At 60.9% G+C, this 20,016-nt stretch carries 12 protein-coding genes and 1 pseudogene; 7 read left to right on the top strand and 6 right to left on the bottom strand.

Going from position 1 to position 20,016, the window contains the following annotated elements; genetic code table 11:
* Nucleotides 1–29: 29 nt before the first annotated feature.
* Nucleotides 30–782: pseudogene (locus TU75_RS28480) on the bottom strand (MCP four helix bundle domain-containing protein); the annotation flags it as partial.
* A gap of 248 nt (nucleotides 783–1,030) precedes the next feature.
* On the opposite strand from TU75_RS28480, the gene TU75_RS06205 reads away from it, so the two are divergent.
* Together TU75_RS06205 and TU75_RS06210 are read left to right on the top strand one after the other, a co-directional pair.
* The gene (locus TU75_RS06205; RefSeq protein WP_003237245.1) at nucleotides 1,031–1,261 is read left to right on the top strand and encodes a hypothetical protein; all 231 of its coding nucleotides are present in this window, start codon (nucleotides 1,031–1,033) and stop codon (nucleotides 1,259–1,261) included.
* On the top strand, nucleotides 1,258–1,548 hold the full coding sequence (locus TU75_RS06210) for a cell division protein ZapA (RefSeq protein WP_060548455.1): 291 nt from the start codon (nucleotides 1,258–1,260) through the stop codon (nucleotides 1,546–1,548). Before TU75_RS06205 ends, TU75_RS06210 begins: the two co-directional genes overlap by 4 nt.
* On the opposite strand, the gene TU75_RS06215 is transcribed toward TU75_RS06210, so the two are convergent.
* A complete protein-coding gene (locus tag TU75_RS06215; protein WP_060548456.1) occupies nucleotides 1,545–3,347 on the bottom strand; it encodes an acyl-CoA dehydrogenase in 1,803 nt (600 codons plus the stop codon). The genes TU75_RS06210 and TU75_RS06215 overlap by 4 nt on opposite strands.
* 873 nt (nucleotides 3,348–4,220) lie before the next feature.
* On the opposite strand from TU75_RS06215, the gene TU75_RS27300 reads away from it, so the two are divergent.
* Entirely contained in the window at nucleotides 4,221–4,421 is a 201-nt protein-coding gene (locus TU75_RS27300) for a hypothetical protein (protein WP_141719210.1), read from the top strand.
* A gap of 125 nt (nucleotides 4,422–4,546) precedes the next feature.
* Here TU75_RS27300 and putA read toward each other — a convergent pair whose 3' ends face one another.
* Nucleotides 4,547–8,500: a trifunctional transcriptional regulator/proline dehydrogenase/L-glutamate gamma-semialdehyde dehydrogenase gene (gene putA, locus TU75_RS06220; protein ID WP_060548457.1), complete on the bottom strand. Its 3,954-nt coding sequence runs from the start codon at nucleotides 8,498–8,500 to the stop codon at nucleotides 4,547–4,549.
* A gap of 459 nt (nucleotides 8,501–8,959) precedes the next feature.
* On the opposite strand from putA, the gene putP reads away from it, so the two are divergent.
* From putP to TU75_RS06240, 4 genes are all read left to right on the top strand, one after another.
* Complete coding sequence (gene putP, locus TU75_RS06225) at nucleotides 8,960–10,444, top strand: sodium/proline symporter PutP (RefSeq protein ID WP_060548458.1); 1,485 nt, start codon at nucleotides 8,960–8,962, stop codon at nucleotides 10,442–10,444.
* A 203-nt stretch (nucleotides 10,445–10,647) separates the two neighbouring features.
* Entirely contained in the window at nucleotides 10,648–12,675 is a 2,028-nt protein-coding gene (gene tssI / locus TU75_RS06230; protein WP_060548459.1) for a type VI secretion system tip protein TssI/VgrG, read from the top strand.
* A complete protein-coding gene (locus TU75_RS06235; RefSeq protein WP_060548460.1) occupies nucleotides 12,675–13,403 on the top strand; it encodes a DUF4123 domain-containing protein in 729 nt (242 codons plus the stop codon). Before tssI ends, TU75_RS06235 begins: the two co-directional genes overlap by 1 nt.
* A gap of 73 nt (nucleotides 13,404–13,476) precedes the next feature.
* Complete coding sequence (locus TU75_RS06240; protein ID WP_003237231.1) at nucleotides 13,477–14,313, top strand: 23S rRNA (adenine(2030)-N(6))-methyltransferase RlmJ; 837 nt, start codon at nucleotides 13,477–13,479, stop codon at nucleotides 14,311–14,313.
* Nucleotides 14,314–14,632: 319 nt separating this feature from the next.
* Here the strand turns inward: TU75_RS06240 and msrA are convergent, their stop codons facing one another.
* The 3 genes from msrA to aceF form a co-directional block, all read right to left on the bottom strand.
* Nucleotides 14,633–15,280, bottom strand: coding sequence for a peptide-methionine (S)-S-oxide reductase MsrA (gene msrA / locus TU75_RS06245; protein WP_015373601.1), 648 nt, complete (start codon nucleotides 15,278–15,280; stop codon nucleotides 14,633–14,635).
* Nucleotides 15,281–15,351: 71 nt separating this feature from the next.
* Nucleotides 15,352–18,045 (bottom strand): putative bifunctional diguanylate cyclase/phosphodiesterase, encoded by a 2,694-nt coding sequence (locus TU75_RS06250; RefSeq protein WP_060548461.1) that lies wholly within the window; start codon nucleotides 18,043–18,045, stop codon nucleotides 15,352–15,354.
* Nucleotides 18,046–18,359: 314 nt separating this feature from the next.
* Entirely contained in the window at nucleotides 18,360–20,009 is a 1,650-nt protein-coding gene (gene aceF / locus TU75_RS06255; RefSeq protein ID WP_060548462.1) for a dihydrolipoyllysine-residue acetyltransferase, read from the bottom strand.
* Between the last annotated feature and the right edge of the window lie 7 nt (nucleotides 20,010–20,016).

The raw sequence follows: 20,016 nt of genomic DNA on the forward strand, positions 1-20,016 counted from the left end.
GCCGCCAGCAGGCGACCGGCTTCGTCGTTGCCGTCAACCTTGATTGGACGTGTAAGGTTGCCTTCGGCGATTTCTTCAGCGGCCTCCAGCGCCTGGGAGATCGGCGCGGTGATGCTGCGGGTCAGCAGCCAGGCGAACAGCACCGTCATCAGGGTGGTGATCAGCAGCAGGCCCACCACCAGATTGAAGGCCGAGCTGTACTGATCCGTAGCCTCCTGATTGGTGGCCAGTGCCATCTTGTTATTGAGGTGGAGCAGACGCGCCAATACCGCATTGACCTGCTCGGAGTTGCTCAGCAGCTCGGTGTTGAGCAATACGCGCAGTTCGTCGATCTGGTTGGCCTGTGACAGGCTCTTCATGCGCGCTTCGATCTGGTGGTACTGGCCGAGCAAGCGCACGTAATCGTCGTAGGCAGCGCGTTCTTCCTGGCCTTCGATCAGCTTTTCATAGACGCCCTGGGCCGAGCGGATCTGCTGATTGCGCAGGTCGAAGGCTTCCAGGGTTTTTTGCTGCACCTCCGGCTCGCGGTTGGTCAGCAGGCGGTACGACAGCACCCGCAGGCGCAGGGTCAGTTGGGTGAAGTCATCAAGGGCGCGAATGCTGGGCACGCTGGCCAGGGTGATGTCTTCGGTGGCCGCGCGAATCTTGCTCATCTGGTTCAGGGCGAACACGCCGAGAAACAACATGAGTGCACCAATCAGCGCAAAGCCTAAAAACGCGCGCGGCGCGATATTCATATTACGAAGAGACATGCTGGAATCCTGGGGTGAAGCGCGATCCATGCGGCCATGAGACGGGGTATGCCTGCGCTATCGGCGCGGTGGCCGAAGTCTGAAGTGGGCGTGCGCTTTTGTCGCAGCCGGTCAGGGGTTTGACCGATTCAGGAACCAGATGGGGTAATTGCAGTCACTAAGGCTCGAACGCGCGTCCGGGCCCCTGAATATCGGGCCGCGCGCCGGGGATAACCCCTGGCATCCGAGGTGAATTTTCTTTATCGTCACCGCCCTTTTAAAAAGCTCGAGAAATCAAAATGTTAGAAGCATCCCTCAGCCAACTGGAACAACTGGTCAGCGACCTGGTACAACACAATCAAGACCTGCTGAGCAGCAACGAATCCCTCAAGGCCGAACTGGCCAGTGCCAGGGATGAAAACGACAGCCTGCAACTGAACCTGATGGAGCAGGAAGAAAAACACGGCGCCACCGCCGCGCGTATCCAGGCCTTGGTTGAGCGCGTGAGCGCAGGGCCTGTCAGCGCATGAGTGATGGGATAAAGGTCGTTTCGATTCTCGGTGAGGATTACTCGATCAAGGCGCCGGGCGGGGAAGATCAGACCCTGTTGCACGCCGTGACGATGCTCAAGGCATCCCTGGCCACCACCAAGAAAAAGTACCCGACCCTGATCGGTGACAAGTTACTGGTACTGGCCGCGCTCAATCTGTGCGCCGAGCAGATCGAAATGCAGCAGCGCCACCAGCAGGAACTCGACCGTTACCAAGAGCAAGTCAGCGCCACGGTCGAAGTGATTTCCAAGGCGATCCAGTCCTAGAACCACTCATCCTGCATCCCCAGGCACGTGTCGTCGCGCGCCTCCAGAATGTCCAGTTCGTGATGGCAACCCGGTACTTCCCAGGTCAGGAAGTACCGGGCGGCCTGGAGCTTGCCTTTATAGAAGGCCGCGTCCGCGGCATTGCCTTTGGCCAGCCCTTCCTCGGCGCGAATCGCCTGTTCCAGCCAGCGCCAGCCGATCACCGTGTGCCCGAACACTTTCAGGTACAGCGCCGAGTTCGCCAGGCTGCTGTTGACCTTGCCCTGGGCGAGATCGGTAAGCAGACCAATCGTTACGGTTTGCAGGCGGTTGACCAACTGTTCCAGTGGTTCGCGCAGCGCGGTCAGTGACGCGTATTGCTGGGCTCGTGCGCCGGTCTCGGCGATCAATCGAATCAGCTGCTTGAGGCCAGCACCGCCATTCTGCGCCAGCTTGCGCCCCAGCAAGTCCAGCGACTGAATGCCGTGGGTGCCCTCGTGAATCGGGTTCAAACGGTTGTCGCGGTAATACTGCTCCACCGGGTATTCGCGGGTGTAGCCATGGCCGCCAAGGATCTGGATCGCCAGTTCGTTGGCCTTGAGACAGAACTCCGAAGGCCAGGATTTGACGATGGGGGTGAGCAGGTCCAGCAGTTCGTGGGCGCTCTTGCGCTCGGCTTCGGTGTGCAGGGTCGTGGTGTCATCAAACAGCCGCGCGGCATAGAGGCCGAGGTCGAAGGCGCCTTCGACGTAGGCTTTTTGCGTCAGCAGCATGCGCTTGATGTCAGCGTGCTGGATGATCGCGACCGGCGCCGTTGCGGGGTCTTTGCTGTCAGGCAGCCGGCCTTGCGGGCGTTCGCGAGCATATTCCAGCGAATAGAGGTAACCGGCGTAACCGAGCATTACGGCGCCCATGCCCACGCCAATCCGCGCTTCGTTCATCATCTGGAACATGCAGCTCAGGCCCTGGTGCGGTTTGCCCACCAGATAGCCGACGCAGTTACCGTTATCGCCGAAGTTGAGCGCGGTTGAAGTGGTGCCACGCCAGCCCATCTTGTGAAACAGCCCGGCCAGCAGCACATCGTTGCGCTCGCCCAGGCTGCCGTCGTCGTTGACCAGGAATTTGGGCACGATAAACAGCGAAATGCCCTTCACCCCGGCCGGCGCATCCGGCAGCTTGGCCAGCACCATGTGCACGATGTTTTCCGACAGCGGGTGGTCGCCGCCGGAGATAAAGATCTTGTTGCCCTTGAGGCGGTAGCTGCCGTCAGCCGCAGGCTCGGCACGCGTACGAATATCCGACAGGGACGAACCGGCATGGGGTTCAGTGAGGGCCATGGTGCCGAAGAAGCGCCCGTCGATCATCGGTTGCAGGAAGCGCTGTTTCTGCTCCTCGGTGCCGAAACTCTCGATCAGGTTGGCGGCGCCCATGGTCAGGAACGGGTAAGACGTGGACGCCGCGTTAGCCGACTGGAAGTGCGCGAAACAGGCTTGCGACAGCAGGGTGGGCAGTTGCATGCCGCCCGCTTCGAAACTGCGTGCGGCATTGAGAAAGCCCGCTTCGAGAAACGCGTCCACGGCCGGTTTGACTTCCGGAATCAGGATGGCCTTGCCGTCTTCGTAGCGCGGTTCGTTTTCGTCGTTTTTGCGGTTATGCGGCGCGAAATATTTTTCGGCAATGGAGCGCGCGGTGCTGATGGCCGCATCGAAGGTTTCGCGGTTGTGCTCGGCAAACCGCTCGCGCTGGGTCAGGCCCTCGGCATCGAGGACTTCATACAGCTCAAAAGCCAGATTGCGGGAACTGAGCAGCGTCTCGGACATGGCGGCTTACCTGTGTGGGAATAGGCCGAGTCTAAGTGCGTAAATAGAGGCTGCATAGCAAGATTGATTTGGGTGATAGAGGGGCAGAACGCCACAGGGTAGTTGAGATCACTCCACTCTCGTCAATTATCGAAAAAACTTCTGATTTTTAAGGATTAACATTTCACGTTCAGGTCTTGAGCGTCAATGAGCTTTCCAGGCGAGCGAATTTTGTGGCGAACAGGCTTATACCGTATTGGCTGTGTAACCCGCACTTGAATTGGCTCGCCAACAAACCGGCATTTTCCTGCGGTGATAGTTCCCTGCCCCCTGCAACTGTAGGGTGTCAGCGGTGCATGCAGAACTTTATTCTTTGCTATCGTGCGACGGTAAATACTAACGATCTTTGCACGCTAAGTCAGACGATAGTGGCAGATAACTCAAGCCATTGTGTGTGGTCGGTCTCACTCAGGCCGAGCCAGCATGAGGCTTCTAATTTTTATGGGGTAAGCGAATGCGTAAATTGACATCTGATGAAATTGAAAAAGTCACAGGAGCGGTTGGGCCGTGGGGGGCCGCGGCAGGAGCTGTAGCGGGAGGGCTGGCATATGTAGGAAGCCAGGCCGGTGCCGGCCAGTCTGCGAATGTGAGTGGTGCTATTGCGGCAATGACAACGGGTGCAGTCGCAGGTTTTTATACGCCGACCACGACAGCCCAGTCTTTAGGCGTTGCTATGAGCAGCCTTTACGCAGGGCTGGCTGGAGGGTATGTCACTAGATTTACTGGTCCAAACAGCGCCGCCTGATATTGGCAGGTGAGTGACCCTTCGCGGTCATGGCGCGAGCTGAAACTTTATTAATTACCTGATGTTTTCGTATTGGCTTGAGAGGCTTTATGGGTGATTTTTCATTTGAAGAGTTCTTTAATGTTTTTTGTTGGGGCCTAGTTGTAGTGGGAGCTGCACGGTTGCTGATTATTGGCTTTGAGAAAATCAAGGGGCACGCAATTCCTCAGGCAATAAGGGCCGTCATTCTAATTCCCGTTGCACTGTCCATAGCATTTTATTGTGCGGCTAATTTTCCTTTGCCAATTTAGATTTAAATATGAAGCGAGACCCAATGTGGGAGCGGGCTTGCTCGCGAATGCGGTGGATCAGCCAGCACATCTGGCGACTGACACCGTGCCTTCGCGAGCAAGCTCGCTCCCACATTTTTACCGCGTTAGCCGATGGTCATCAGGCTGGCGTTACCGCCTGCCGCGGCGGTGTTCACGCTCAACGCGCGCTCGATGACCAGGCGTTCCAGGGCAATCGACGTTTCGCCCTGTGACAAACCATGCACCCCGACAATCGCCCCGCCACGCTGCGCCACTTGCTGGCACACCGCTCGCAGTTGGTCGGAGTCGCCATGGTGCAGGACTGCGTCGAACACCACCTCGTCCCTTGTCCAGTCGGCCACGCGCTTGATCTTCGCCTGAATATCCTTCGGCAAGCGTGGGAACAAGGCCTTGGTCAGGTCGGTTTCCGGCCATACCGCCGAGCCGCCCACCGCCAGTACCGCCGCCAGTTGCGTCAACAGGTCGCCCTCTATTTGCGCCAGACACAACACGTGCTCACGGGGCAGGATGGCGTAGCTGTTGCGCTCGCCGGTCGGGCCGGCCAGTGAGCGGGTGATGCCGCTTTGCGACTGCGCGGCGAACTGGGTGCACAAAGTGCTCAGTTCACTGAACGTGTTGCTGTCGGCCCAGGTTTTCAGGGCGTTCAGTGGCTGGCTCATGGCATCGCGCAGACGTACGTCCGGTGCGGCCAGGTTGTCGCCGCGCACGAAGGACTGCTCGATGGCATCCGTAGGACGGGTCGACAGCAAGCGGTACAGGTACAACGGGCCACCGGCTTTCGGACCGGTGCCCGACAGGCCTTCGCCGCCGAACGGCTGCACGCCAACCACGGCACCCACGATATTGCGGTTGACGTAGACGTTACCGGCATTGACGTTGTCGATCACCTTGGCGATGGTCTCGTCGATGCGGGTGTGCACGCCCAGGGTCAGGCCGTAGCCGGACGCGTTGATCTGGCTGATCAACTGGTCGATCTCTTTGCGCTTGTAGCGCACCACGTGCAGCACCGGACCGAAGATCTCCCGTTGCAGTTCGTCGAAGCTTTCCAGCTCGATCAGGGTAGGCATCACGAAAGTGCCGCGCTTGATCTCTTCGCCGTCGGCAATCGCCACCTGATAGACGTTGCGGCCTTTGTCGCGCATGGCTTGGATGTGTTTCTCGATGCCGGCCTTGGCGTCGGCGTCGATCACCGGGCCGATGTCCACCGACAGGCGTTCCGGGTTGCCCAGGCGGCATTCAGCCATGGCGCCCTTGAGCATTTCGATGACACGGTCTGCCGAATCTTCCTGCAAGCACAATACGCGCAGGGCCGAGCAACGCTGGCCGGCGCTGTCGAAAGCCGAGGACACCACGTCGATCACCACTTGTTCGGTGAGCGCCGACGAGTCGACGATCATCGCGTTCTGGCCGCCGGTCTCGGCGATCAGCGGGATCGGGCGGCCCTGGGCATCGAGGCGACCGGCGACATTGCGTTGCAGCAGGCGCGCCACCTCAGTGGAGCCGGTGAACATCACGCCTTTGACGCGCTCATCGCCCACCAGACGGGCACCGACGCTTTCGCCCTGGCCCGGCAGCAGTTGCAGCACGCCTTCGGGAATGCCGGCTTCGAGCAGGATGCGCACCGCTTGGGCGGCGACCAGCGGCGTCTGCTCAGCCGGCTTGGCCAATACCGGGTTGCCGGCGGCCAATGCGGCAGCGACTTGACCGCTGAAGATCGCCAGCGGGAAGTTCCACGGGCTGATGCACACCACGGGGCCCAGCGGACGATGGGCGTCGTTGGTGAAATCGTTGCGCGCCTGCACCGCGTAATAACGCAGGAAGTCCACGGCTTCGCGCACTTCGGCGATGGCATTAGCGAAGGTCTTGCCGGCTTCGCGGGCCAGCAGGCCCATCAGCGGCTGGATTTCGCCTTCCATCAGGTCGGCGGCGCGCTCCAGGATGGCGGCACGTTCGGCCGGCGGGGTGGCCTGCCAGATCGGTCCGGCGCTGATTGCGCACTGGATCGCATTGTCGACGTCTTCGACGGTGGCTTCTTGCACATGGCCAACGATGTCACGCAGATCGGACGGGTTGAGCACCGCCGCCGCCGCCTGATCGCTGGAGGCGCAACCGAGCATCGGCGCGGCTTTCCAGTCATTGTGGGCCGTGGCAAGCAGGGCGCAGGACAGCGACGCCAACCGGTGTTCGTTGGCCAGATCGATGCCGGCCGAGTTGGCGCGGTCGCTGCCGTACAGGTCGCGCGGCAACGGAATGCGCGGGTGCGGCAGGCCGAAGCCGCCTTCCAGCGTGGCCATGTGCTCGATGCTGGCCACCGGGTCGGCCACCAGCTCCTGAATGGAGATGGACTGGTCGGCAATGCGGTTGACGAACGAGGTGTTGGCGCCGTTTTCCAGCAGGCGGCGCACCAGGTAGGCCAGCAATGTTTCATGGGTGCCGACCGGGGCGTACACGCGGCACGGACGGTTCAGCTTGCCCTCGGAAACCTTGCCCACCACCTGCTCGTACAACGGTTCGCCCATGCCGTGCAGGCACTGGAACTCGTACTGGCCGGGGTAATAGTTCTGACCGGCGATATGGTAGATGGCCGACAGAGTGTGGGCGTTGTGCGTGGCGAACTGCGGGTAGATGGCTTCCGGCACCGACAACAGTTTGCGCGCGCAGGCAACGTAGGACACATCGGTGTACACCTTGCGGGTATATACCGGGTAGCCTTCCAGGCCTTCGACCTGGGCGCGCTTGATCTCGCTGTCCCAGTACGCGCCTTTGACCAGGCGGATCATCAGGCGATGGCGGCTGCGGCGCGCCAGGTCGATCACATAATCGATCACGTACGGGCAGCGCTTCTGGTAGGCCTGGATCACAAAGCCGATGCCGTTCCAGCCGGTCAGCTGCGGCTCGAAGCACAGGCGTTCGAGCAGGTCCAGGGACAGCTCCAGGCGGTCCGCTTCTTCGGCATCGATGTTCAGGCCGATGTCGTACTGCTTGGCCAGCAGGGTCAGCGAGAGCAGGCGCGGGTACAACTCGTCCATCACGCGCTCGTACTGTGCACGGCTGTAGCGTGGGTGCAGGGCCGACAGCTTGATGGAGATGCCCGGGCCTTCATAAATCCCCCGGCCGTGGGACGCCTTGCCGATGGAGTGAATGGCTTGCTCGTACGACGCGAGGTATTTCTGTGCGTCGTGTTCGGTGAGCGCGGCTTCACCGAGCATGTCGTAGGAATAGCGGAAGCCCTTGGCTTCGAACTTGCTGGCATTGGCCAGGGCTTCGGCGATGGTTTCGCCGGTGACGAACTGTTCGCCCATCAGGCGCATGGCCATGTCGACGCCCTTGCGGATCATCGGCTCGCCGCTCTTGCCGATGATGCGGCTCAGGGAAGAGGTCAAGCCTGCCTCGTTATGGGTGGCGACCAGCTTGCCGGTCAGCAGCAGGCCCCAGGTGGCGGCGTTGACGAACAGCGACGGGCTGTTGCCCAGGTGCGGGTGCCAGTTGCCGGTGCTGATCTTGTCGCGGATCAGCGCGTCGCGGGTGCCCTTGTCCGGGATGCGCAGCAGCGCTTCGGCCAGGCACATCAGCGCCACGCCTTCCTGAGACGACAGGGAAAACTCCTGCAGCAAGCCCTGAACAATCCCTGCACGGCCGCCAGCGCTTTTCTGATTGCGCAGCTTCTCGGCAATCGAGGCGGCCAGCTTGTTGGTGGCTTCGGCCATCGACGCCGGCAGGCGTGCCTGTTCGATCAGCATCGGCACCACTTCCGGCTCCGGGCGACGGTACGCGGCGGTGATGGAGGCGCGCAGCACGGACTGGGGCAGGATGCTTTCGGCGAACTCAAGGAAGCATTGGTGTGCGTGGTCGGCCTGGACCTCGCCCGCTTCATCGAATTCCTTGCCGCTCAAACCGTTGAGTTCGGTCAGGGTTGCACCACCCTCCAGTTTCTCCAGGTAATTGAAAATCGCCTGCTTGATCAGCCAGTGCGGCGTGCGATCAATGGAGGTCGCGGCGGCCTTGAGGCGTTCGCGGGTCGGGTCGTCGAGTTTGACCCCAAGGGTGGTCGTAGCCATTTTTTTATCCTCATGGGTGCCACTAACCGAGTGGCATCTGCTGGCGGCAAGATTAGCGTTAGCACAGTCGAAGGTGCAACCGGGTGCAACCCTTTTTATGCATGAAACATTCGACGTTTCATCCGAAACATTCAGCGCATGGCTGGGCGTGTTTCTTGCTGGTGCATTTTGCTTCTGAGGCGTGCATGGCTTGCTCCGAAAAGGAGCAAGAAACCGGCTTTTTGACTGAAAGTCCCAAAGGTGCAACTTATTCTCAAGAAACTGGTTGCACCTTATTTGCTTTGTTGAATAGCATTCGCGCCAAGGTGCAACCACCTTCGAGGTTCGGTTCATCGGCTGGCGGCTTTCCTGGGGAAACGCCAGTCATAAATGCGCGGCACGCAGATTCGTCTACCCGCTACACGGTGGGTAGCATGCGAGACCGTCGCTACATAAAAACAATGCCAGGGCGTCACTCTTATGAGCGTTAGCAATCCAACCCTGATCACGTTCGTGATCTACATCGCAGCAATGGTGCTGATCGGCCTGATGGCCTATCGCTCCACCAACAACCTTTCCGATTACATTCTTGGCGGTCGCAGCCTCGGTAGCGTGGTAACTGCGTTGTCGGCCGGTGCTTCCGATATGAGCGGCTGGTTGCTGATGGGCCTGCCGGGCGCGATCTACATGTCCGGCCTGTCGGAAAGCTGGATCGCCATCGGCCTGATCGTCGGGGCCTACCTCAACTGGCTGTTCGTGGCCGGTCGCCTGCGGGTTCAGACCGAGCACAACGGCGACGCGCTGACCCTGCCGGACTACTTCTCCAGCCGCTTCGAGGACAACAGCGGTCTGCTGCGCATCATCTCTGCAGTGGTGATCCTGGTGTTCTTCACCATTTACTGCGCTTCCGGCATCGTGGCCGGTGCCCGCCTGTTCGAAAGCACCTTCGGCATGTCCTACGAGACGGCCTTGTGGGCTGGTGCTGCGGCGACGATTGCCTACACCTTCATCGGTGGTTTCCTGGCCGTGAGTTGGACCGATACCGTGCAGGCCACCCTGATGATCTTCGCGTTGATCCTCACGCCGATCATCGTGCTGCTAGCCACCGGCGGTGTCGACACCACGTTCCTGGCGATTGAAGCCAAGGACCCGAGCCACTTCGACATGCTCAAAAACACCACCTTCATCGGCATCATCTCGCTGATGGGCTGGGGCCTGGGTTACTTCGGCCAGCCGCATATCCTGGCGCGTTTCATGGCGGCGGATTCGGTGAAGTCGATCGCCAAGGCGCGCCGCATCTCCATGACCTGGATGATCCTTTGCCTGGGCGGCACCGTGGCGGTGGGCTTCTTCGGGATTGCCTATTTCTCGGCGCACCCGGAAGTGGCCGGTCCCGTCACCGAAAACCCTGAGCGTGTGTTCATTGAACTGGCCAAGATTCTGTTCAACCCTTGGGTCGCCGGTGTGTTGCTGTCGGCCATCCTCGCGGCCGTGATGAGCACCCTGAGCTGCCAACTGCTGGTGTGTTCCAGCGCCCTGACCGAAGACTTCTACAAGGCGTTTCTGCGCAAGGGTGCTTCCCAGCTTGAGCTGGTGTGGGTGGGCCGCATCATGGTGCTGGTGGTGGCGTTGATCGCCATCGCCATGGCCGCCAATCCGGAAAACCGCGTACTCGGGCTGGTGAGCTACGCCTGGGCCGGTTTCGGTGCTGCGTTCGGCCCTGTGGTGCTGATTTCCGTGATCTGGAAGCACATGACCCGCAACGGCGCGCTGGCCGGCATCCTGGTCGGTGCAATCACCGTGATCGTGTGGAAGCACTTCGAGTTGCTGGGGCTCTACGAAATCATCCCCGGCTTTATTTTCGCCAGCCTGGCGATCTATTTCGTGAGCAAGATGGGCGCACCGACCACCGCGATGGTCGAGCGTTTTGATGCTGCGGAAAAAGACTACAACCTCAACAAGTAATTCGTTGGGCGTTAAGCGCCCGTTGAGTTAGCACAAAGGCCCGCATCCTCTGGATGGCGGGCTTTTTTGTATGCGGTTTACCTGGGTTTGGCGAAGACTCATACGCGCCCATGTAGGCTTTTACTGATTTGCCTGGCGCGTGTTCGGTGGAGCAGGGCAGTGGTGCAGAATCGCTCGCCTACCCCTTCGCAGAGAAACACCGGATGTTTGCGCCTGCCTATGAAAGTGTTTTTACCCTCACCATCGACGGGCAGCCCAGTGAGCTGAAAGTCTTAAGTTTTCGGGGTGACGAATTTATCAGCATGACTTTCCTATATGAGCTTGAACTGGTCAGCGATCGATCCGATCTGGACATTGAAAGCTTGATGCACCGCCAGGCTTTTCTTTCATTTGATGTGCAGGGTCGAGGCGTTCACGGTCAGGTCTATCAGGTGGGGCAGGGTGACTCCGGAACGCGTCTTACCCGCTATCACATGGTCCTGTCGCCTCAGTTGGCTTATTTGGAAAGCAGTACTCACCAGCGGATTTTCCAGAAAAAAACCGTGCCGCAAATCATTGCGCTGGTGTTGGAGACGCAAGCCATCCAGGCCGACAATTTCACATTCAAACTGAGCGGGAAGTACCCCGAGCGTGAGTACTGTGTGCAGTTCGGCGAAACCGATCTGGATTTCATTCAGCGCCTGTGTGTCGAGTCGGGCATTCACTACCATTTTCAACATAGCCCCGAGCGCCATCTGTTGGTATTTGGCGACGATCAAAGCGTGTTTGCCCAGCCGGCCGACCCTATTCCGTATTCGCCGGGTTTCGGATTGGTCGCCGACACGCCTGCTATCAAGAGCTTCATCCTGCGGATGGAGACGCGCAGCACGGGTGTAAACCTGCGGGACTACGATTTCAGGAAGCCGAACCTGGCATTGGAGGGCGCTGCCTCGGATGAGCAGCTTCCCGTGCTGAATGTTCAGGACTATCCCGGGTACTTTACGGACCGCGACCACGGCAAGTATTTGGCGCGACGTCTGCTGGAGCGTCATCGCAGCGATTATTGCCAGGCCAAGGGGGAAAGTGACCAATCGTCGTTGGCGTGCGGACAGTTTTTTAAAATGACCGGCCACCCGCGTCAGGACTGGAATGATTTGTGGCTGATCACGCATTTGGGGCATTCAGGGATTCAGGCTCAAGTGCTGGAGGGCTCGGTGCCTGACGATGTCAACCACCGAGTGCCTCAGGGCTACAGAAACGAATTTACGGTAACGCCGTGGAGCGCAGTGTTTCGAACACCGCTGATATCGTCTCGGCCGCAAATCTCCGGCTTCCAGAACGCAGTGGTCACCGGCCCCGTCGACAGCGATATCCATTGCGACGAATACGGCCGGGTCAAGGTTCAGATGACCTGGGATCGCGATGGTCAACATAACGAACATTCCAGTTGCTGGCTGAGAGTTGCCAGCACGTGGGCCCATGATCGCTACGGTTCTGTACTGATTCCTCGCGTGGGCATGGAAGTGCTGGTGGGCTTCGTCAATGGCGATATTGATATGCCGGTCGTCATGGGTTGCCTGCCCAACGCCGCCACACCCGTGCCCCTCGACCTGCCGGCGGACAAGACCCGCAGCATTTTCCGCAGCCAGAGCAGCCCTGGCGGTGGGGGTTACAACGAGTTGCGCATCGAGGACCGCAAGGGCGCCGAGGAAATCTACCTGCGCGCCCAGCGGGATTGGACCCAGCATGTGCTCAATGACCAGCAGGTGCAGGTCGACCAGCATCGGCGGGTGAAGGTGGGCGGCGAGTCGCACCACGAGTTGCAGGGCGAAGAACAACGCATCACCCATGGCAACCGGCTCACCGAACTCAAGCAGGACGATCATCTGGTGGTCGGTGGTTCGCAGCAGATGCAGGCCGGGCGCACCATCCGTATTGGCGCGGGGCAAAGCGTGGTCATCGATGCCGGAGCCACCGTCACTATCCAGGCCGGAGGGCAGTCGATCACGCTGTCGTCCGCCGGGATCTTCAGCAGCGTGCCGATTCAGGTCGGTGGCGGGCCTGCGCCGACGGCGCCGCCGTTGCTGCCCGGCGTGACGGACAAGCTGCTGGCGTCTCTTGCTGCGCCACTGAGCCAGGCGCAGGTGGCGAGCTTGAAACGCAGCGCGCCGTTTTGTGAAGAGTGCGAGCGCTGCAAAAACGGGCAGTGTGACATCGCCGAACATGCCAACATCGACAGGAAACTTCCCTGATGCCTATCCCTTTGACGCCCAGTGCCTGGCTGGCGCAGTGCCCTTTGCAGGCCGGTGAAATCCTCTACGCGGTGCTGGGCAATGCCAGCGAGGCCAGGCCGCTTGCCGTCTGGCAAGCCAGGGCTGCAGGGCCTGCGCCTCAACCGATATGGGCAGGAACCGCCTATGCGCAGTGGGGCGAGGTTATGCCTTACGTGGCTATCGCCGAACCGGGCAGCGCTTTTCTCGACTGGATCGCCACCTGCGAATCGACGGATTGGGGATGGTTGGCGGTGTCGTCCAGCCCGTTGGACACCGTGATCGCCCATTTGCAGGGCCTGACCAAGGTGCTGCTGCCCGACGGGCAGGCTGTGTTTCTGCGCTACTGGGATGGCGCTCGCTTTCTGCCGCTGCTGCAACACTTGGGCGATACCGCCGCGGATGTACTGCCGGTGTTTCAGCGTTACCTGATCAATGGCTGCCCGCTCACGGTGACGACGGGTGCGGTGACCGTCGCCAAAACCAGTCCCTGGTGCCAGGTGCCGCCGGCGCTGCTTGAGCATCTGGCCGTGCAATCACCCCAGACCCTGATCGACAACCTGCTGCAATGGCTGGAAGAACAGCGCCCGGACCTGTCCAGCGCTTTTACCCCGGCGACTGTGCAACACAAGCTGTCGTACTTCGTGCGCAGGCCGCAGCTGAACCATGAGGCACTGACCGCCTACCTCAGCAAGGAACTGACGCCCTGAGCACCGCCCGGCACACGGCCCTGCACCTTTGCCCGCGCAGAAGGTAAACTTCGCCCCCTGCGCAGGAGCAACCATGAATTATCGTCACGCCTTTCACGCCGGCAACCACGCCGATGTCTTCAAACACCTGACCTTGACCCGCCTCATCGCCCTGATGTCGCGCAAGGAGCAGCCGTTCGCCTACCTCGACACCCACGCCGGCATCGGCCTGTACGACCTGCAGGGCGACCAGGCCAACCGCACGGGTGAGTACCTCGAAGGCATCGCCCGCCTGTGGGGCGCCAGCGACCTGCCGCCACTGACCGCCGACTACCTGCGCGTGCTGCAGGAGATGAACCCGGACGGCCAGTTGCGCTACTACCCGGGTTCGCCGGAGCTGGCACGTCGCCTCACGCGAGCGCAGGACCGCGTATTGCTCAACGAAAAACACCCGGAAGATGGCGTGTTGCTCAAGGACAACATGAAGGGCGATCGCCGTGTGAAGGTGCATCTGGGCGAAGGTTGGCACGTGCCGCGCGCCCTGCTCCCGGTGCCGGAAAAACGCGCGCTGATGCTCATCGACCCGCCGTTTGAACAGCTCGATGAAATGCAGCGTTGCGCCGCATCCCTCAAGGAAGCCATTGGTCGCATGCGCCAGACGGTCGCGGCGATCTGGTACCCGGTTAAGGACCAGCGCATGTTGCGCCGCTTCTACCAGGACCTGGCCGGCACCGGCGCGCCAAAGTTGCTGCGCGTGGAGCTGCTGGTGCATCCGCTGGACACACCCAACACCCTGACCGGCTCGGGCCTGGCCATCGCCAACCCGCCGTGGGGGCTTGAAGAGGAGCTGCGCGAGTTGCTGCCGTGGCTGTCCAAAAAGCTCGGCCAGACCCAGGGCGGCTGGCAGATGGATTGGCTCATCGCTGAATAATTGGCGCTCAAGCCAGGCACCAAACCAAATGTGCGGCTCTGCCAAGTCTTCGACCCAGCGCTGTCGCGCAGCAGGCTGGAGGCTCTGTGGCGAGCGGGCTTGCCCCGCGTTGGGGTGCGAAGCGCCCCCAATCCAGCAAAACGCGGTGTACCTGATACGGCTCAACGCCTGGTTTTGGGACTGCTGCGCAGCCCAACGCAGGACAAGCCTGCTCGCCACAAGAATGTGGCTTCCTGAAATTTCAGTTTTTAAATCAAAAAGTTATTTTGTGTTTGATAAGAGCGGGCAAGCCCGCTCCCACATTTGAGTTGCGCACATCTTAGATCGGGCAGGTCACGCCTGTGCCGCCGATGCCGCAGTAGCCTTGCGGGTTCTTCGCCAGGTATTGCTGGTGATACGCCTCGGCGAAATACACCGTGGGCGCTTCTGCAATTTGCGTGGTGATTTCGCCCAGGCCGGCCTTGGTCAGTTCCTGCTGATACGCCTGGGCACTGGCGTGCGCCGCTGCCAGTTGTTCCGGCGTGGTGGCGTAGATCACCGAACGGTATTGGGTGCCGATGTCGTTGCCTTGGCGCATGCCCTGGGTCGGGTTGTGCAATTCCCAGAACATCTTCAACAAGTCTTCATAATTCACTTTGGCCTGGTCGTACACCACCAGCACCACTTCGCTGTGGCCGGTGAGGCCTGAGCACACTTCTTCGTAAGTCGGGTTCGGCGTGTAGCCGCCGGCGTAGCCCACCACGGTGCTGACCACGCCGTCGCGTTCCCAGAACTTGCGCTCGGCGCCCCAGAAACAGCCGAGGCCGAAGATCGCAAAGCCAACGTCGTCGACGAACGGGCCCAACAGCGGGTTGCCGTTGACGAAGTGCGTTTCTGGCAGGTTCATTGGCGTTTCACGGCCAGGCAACGCTTGTTCTTGAGTGGGCAGCACGTTTTTGTTCACCAGAATTTCCGAGCGCAAGACCATGATCAGTCCTCTCAGTCAGATTGAGTTGGATAAGAATCGGACCGCCAGTGTGCCCGAGTGTTACAGCGCTGTCAGGCGATTGGCCCGCGTGGGTAGCGCTTGAGCTTCTCGAGCAGCTCGGAGCCCGGAATCGGCCGGTCGAACAGGTATCCCTGTCCCACGTCGCAACGGTGCCGGCGCAGGAACGCCAGTTGCTCGGCGGTCTCGATGCCTTCGGCCACCACCTTGAGCTTCAGGTTGTGGGCCATGGCGATCACGGCGGAGGTGATTTCCATGTCGTCCTGGTTGTCGGGGATTTCGTGGATAAAGCTGCGGTCGATCTTGATGATGTCGATGGGGAATTTTTTCAGGTAGCTCAGCGACGAATAGCCGGTGCCGAAGTCGTCCATGGCCAGGGTCAGGCCGAAGCTTTTCAACTGGTCCAGTTGCCGGCGCGTGTCTTCGGTGGCCTCCAGCAGCAGGCCTTCGGTGAGTTCCAGCTCCAGCAGGTTGGCCGGCAGTTCTTCTTCCTTGAGGATGCTGGCGATGGAGGCCACCAGGTCCGGGTCGGAGAACTGTTTGGGCGATAGGTTGATCGCCACCTGCAGGTTGCCCATGCCGGCGGCGCTCAGTCGCTTGCTCATGCGGCAGGCCTGGCGCGCGATCCATTTGCCGATAGGGATGATCAAGCCGGTTTCTTCGGCCACGCTGATGAACTGGTCGGGGCGGATCATGCCCTTTTCCGGGTGGTTCCAGCGCAGCAACGCTTCCATGCCCAGCAGGCGGCCGCTGCGCAGGCACAGCTTGGGCTGATAGAACACGTCCAGCTCGTTTTGCGTCAGCGCGCGGCGCAGGTTGTTTTCCACGAACAACTTATAGCTGGCCTCGGCATTCAGTGCCTCGGTGAACACCTGCACCTGGTGTTTGCCGTTGGCCTTGGCCTTGTGCAGGGCCAGGCCGGCGTTACGCATCAGGGTCTGCGGGTCGCGGCCATGCAACGGCGCGCAGGCCAGGCCCACGGAGCCGGTGACGCTGATCAACTGGTTGTCGACGAACATCGGCTTGTCGAGCGTGGCGAGCAACTGGCTGGCGACCTGCTGGCCGCTCTCAAGATCGGTGTCGTCAAGCAGCACCGCAAATTCGTTGCTGGCAAAGCGCGCCAGGCTACCGCCGGTGCTCAGGCTGTTGCGCAGGCGCCGGGCGAGGCTGATCAACAGCTTGTCGCCCGTCTGGTGGCCGAGGCTGTCGTTGATGCGCTTGAAATTATCGATATCCACCAACAGCAGGCTGATCGGACTGTCGCTGTCGCGGGCAAAACGTTCATCGAGGTTGCGGATGAACGCTGGACGGTTGCCCAGGTTGGTCAGGTTGTCGGTGTAGGCCAGGCGCTCGATACGCTGCTGGGCCAGCTTGGTCTGGGTGATGTCTTCGTAGATGCCGATGTAATGGGTCAGCTCACGGTTGTCGCCGTACACCTTGGAAATCGACAGCTGGCCCCAGTAGGGTTCCAGGTTCTTGCGCCGGCTCTTGAATTCGCCCTGCCAGCTGTTGCTTTTGGCCAGGGCCGAGGGCGCGTCGAACAGCAGCTCACTGAGGTTTTCCAGGGCCGGCAACTGCGCCAGGCGATGGCCATGGACCTCTTCGGTGCTGTACTGGGTGATCGCGGTAAAACTGGGGTTGACGTACTCCACCACGCCGTCGCAATTGACCAGCAGAAAGGCATTCGCGCTTTGCTCCACCGCACGCTGGAACAGGTGCAGTGCGCTGGTGGCGGTGCGCCGGTTGTGGTTGTTGATGACCTGGGCGAACTGGTCCGCCAGCTCGCCGGCAAACGCGATTTCATCGGACTGCCAGGCGCGCGGGCTGCCGCCCTGTTCCAGGCACAACACGCCGACCACCTGGCCATCCACGCGAATGCTCGCGTCGAGCATGGCGTAAGTGTCGTTGGCGCGCAGGGTCTCGGCCATTTCCCGGGTGCGTGGGTCGCGCATGGCGTTGCTGGCGTCGATGGCGCGGCTGGTGTGCAGGGCCTCCAGGTAATCGGGGAAGTCACTGGCATCAATCGGATCAGGCAGATGGTGGCGCTCGTCGACATGGTTGTACGCCGAGATCGGCACCAAGCGTTTGCCTTCAAGGTTCCAGATGCTGGCGAAATCGATCTGGTAGATATCGCAGGCGCTGCGGGTGATCAGCTCGGCGGCTTCCTGCAGCGAGTTGGAGGTGGTGTAGCGCTGGCGGGCCAGCAGCAGGATCAGCTCCTGCTGGGCGCGCACTCGCTCAAGGTGTTGCAGTTGTTCCTGTTGCGCGCGCTGGTTCAGCTCCAGGGCAATTTGCAGGCGGCTGTTCTGGCTTTCCAGGTCGGCGGCCGGAGCGGTGGAGGGCAGCTCGTTGAACAGGCCCTCCACGACCATCAGGTAGCCGCGCAGCAGGTGACGATTGTGCTGTTTGTAGGCCTCGCCCATTTCCAGCAGGTTCAGCGGGCCATCGTTGGTGTGCAGGGTATAGCGCACCAGATAGTGAGGGCTCTGGCTCAACTGCTGCTGGATGGCATCGTGCAGCTGATAGCGCGCCTGTGGCTCCATCAGGCTGGCGTAGGGCGTGCCGAGCATGGCGCACAGTTCCACCGCCGAGAGGCCGAATTGGCGTTCGCAGTTGGGGTCGAGGTACAGCAGGGCCCAGCTTGCCTCATTCAGCCGCTCGAAACGCAGCATGCCCAGGCGCGAAGGCACGGGTAATTGCGTCACTACCTCGGTCGCCGTACGGGCGACATCGGGCTGGCTTTTCATGGGGAAGCTCACTTGAAATAACGCACTTGGCGCCGGGCTCACGCCCTCTTTACTGTTGCTTGTGGCAAGGTTGCATCATGCAGCACAGGCTGACAAGAGAGGATGAAGGCTAAGTGCTATAAGGCTGTTATCGGCCGGCTGGGGGATTTCTGCAGTCGGATTGATCAAAGGTGTACAAACCTGTCCCCAAGCTCGTTGCCTGTGTGGCATCCGCGCAAAAAAAGCCCCGCCATGTGGCGGGGTTGAGGTACGAGCGTGGCGCTCGAAAATCGGTGCAACCCGGCTTCCCCGATGAAGGGTCGACCGGGTGATGCTTACAGCAGGATGGTGCGAATGTCGTTCAGCAACTGGCTCAGACGCTGGGTGAAGCGCGCAGCCGCAGCACCGTTGATCACGCGGTGATCGTAGGACAGCGACAGCGGCAGCATCAGCTTGGGCTGGAACGTTTTGCCGTCCCACACCGGCTGGATGGTCGCCTTGGATACGCCAAGGATCGCCACTTCCGGCGCGTTGACGATTGGCGTGAAGCCAGTGCCGCCAATGTGACCCAGGCTTGAGATGGTGAAGCAGGCGCCCTGCATGTCATCTGCGGTGAGCTTCTTGTCACGGGCCTTGGCAGCCAGCGCAGCAGCCTCGGCGGCAAGCTGCAACAGGCTCTTCTGATCAACGTTCTTGATCACAGGCACCAGCAGGCCATCCGGGGTATCAACCGCAAAACCTACGTGCACGTACTTCTTGCGAATGATCGCCTTGCCGCTTGGCGCCAGCGAACTGTTGAAGTCCGGCAGCTCCTTGAGCAGGTGCGCGCAGGCCTTGAGCAGCAGTGGCAGCACGGTCAGCTTGACGCCGGCTTTCTCGGCCACGGCTTTCTGCGCAACGCGGAAAGCTTCGAGGTCGGTGATGTCGGCCTGGTCGAACTGGGTCACGTGCGGGATGTTCAGCCAGCTGCGGTGCAGGCTCGACGCGCCGATTTGCATCAGGCGAGTCATCGGCACTTCTTCGGTTTCGCCGAAGCGGCTGAAGTCCACGACCGGAATCGGTGGAATGCCCGCGCCGCCAGTCGCAGCGCCGGCAGCCGGAGCTTCCTTGGCCTTCTGCATCATGGCCTTGACGTACACCTGCACGTCTTCCTTGAGCACGCGACCGTGCGGGCCGGTGGCCGACACAGCGTTCAGCTCAACGCCGAATTCACGGGCCAACTGGCGTACCGCCGGACCGGCGTGAACCTTGGCGCCGCTTGGCGCAGGTGCGGCAGCAGCAGGGGCCGGTGCGGCCTCGGCTTTTGCAGCAGGGGCTGCGGCAGGGGCAGCCGGAGCAGCTTCAGCCTTTGCAGCAGCCGGAGCAGCAGCGGGTGCTGGAGCGGCAGCCGACGCAGCGCCTTGTACTTTCAACTTGAGGATGAAGTCGCCAGTGCCGACTTCATCTTCCAGCTTGACCGCGATGCTTTCCACTACGCCGGCAGCCGGCGATGGGATTTCCATGGATGCCTTGTCGGACTCCAGGGTGATCAGCGACTGGTCGGCTTCGACGGTGTCGCCGACCTTGACCAGCAGCTCGATGATCTTGGCCTTGCCCGACGAACCGATGTCCGGGACGTGAATGTCCTGGACCGTGGCTTCTGCCGGTGCAGCAGCCGGAGCCGCAGGGGCTTCGGCGGCGGCAGGTTTTTCAACGGCAGGCGCGGGCGCGGCAGCGGCTTCAGCCTTGGCCGCAGGGGCTGCATCGGCAGCACCTTCGATTTCCAGCTCCAGCAGTTCGTCGCCTTCTTTCAGGCGATCGCCCAGCTTCACTTTCAGGCTTTTGACCACGCCGGCCTTGGGAGCAGGGATTTCCATGCTCGCCTTGTCCGATTCGAGGGTCAGGATGCTCTGGTCGGCTTCGACGGTGTCGCCGACCTTCACAAACAGCTCGATTACTTCACCTTCACCGCTGCCGATGTCAGGTACGCGAATGAGTTCGCTCACAAAAAGT

The organism is Pseudomonas poae, assembly GCF_001439785.1.
Lineage (GTDB): Bacteria > Pseudomonadota > Gammaproteobacteria > Pseudomonadales > Pseudomonadaceae > Aquipseudomonas > Aquipseudomonas poae.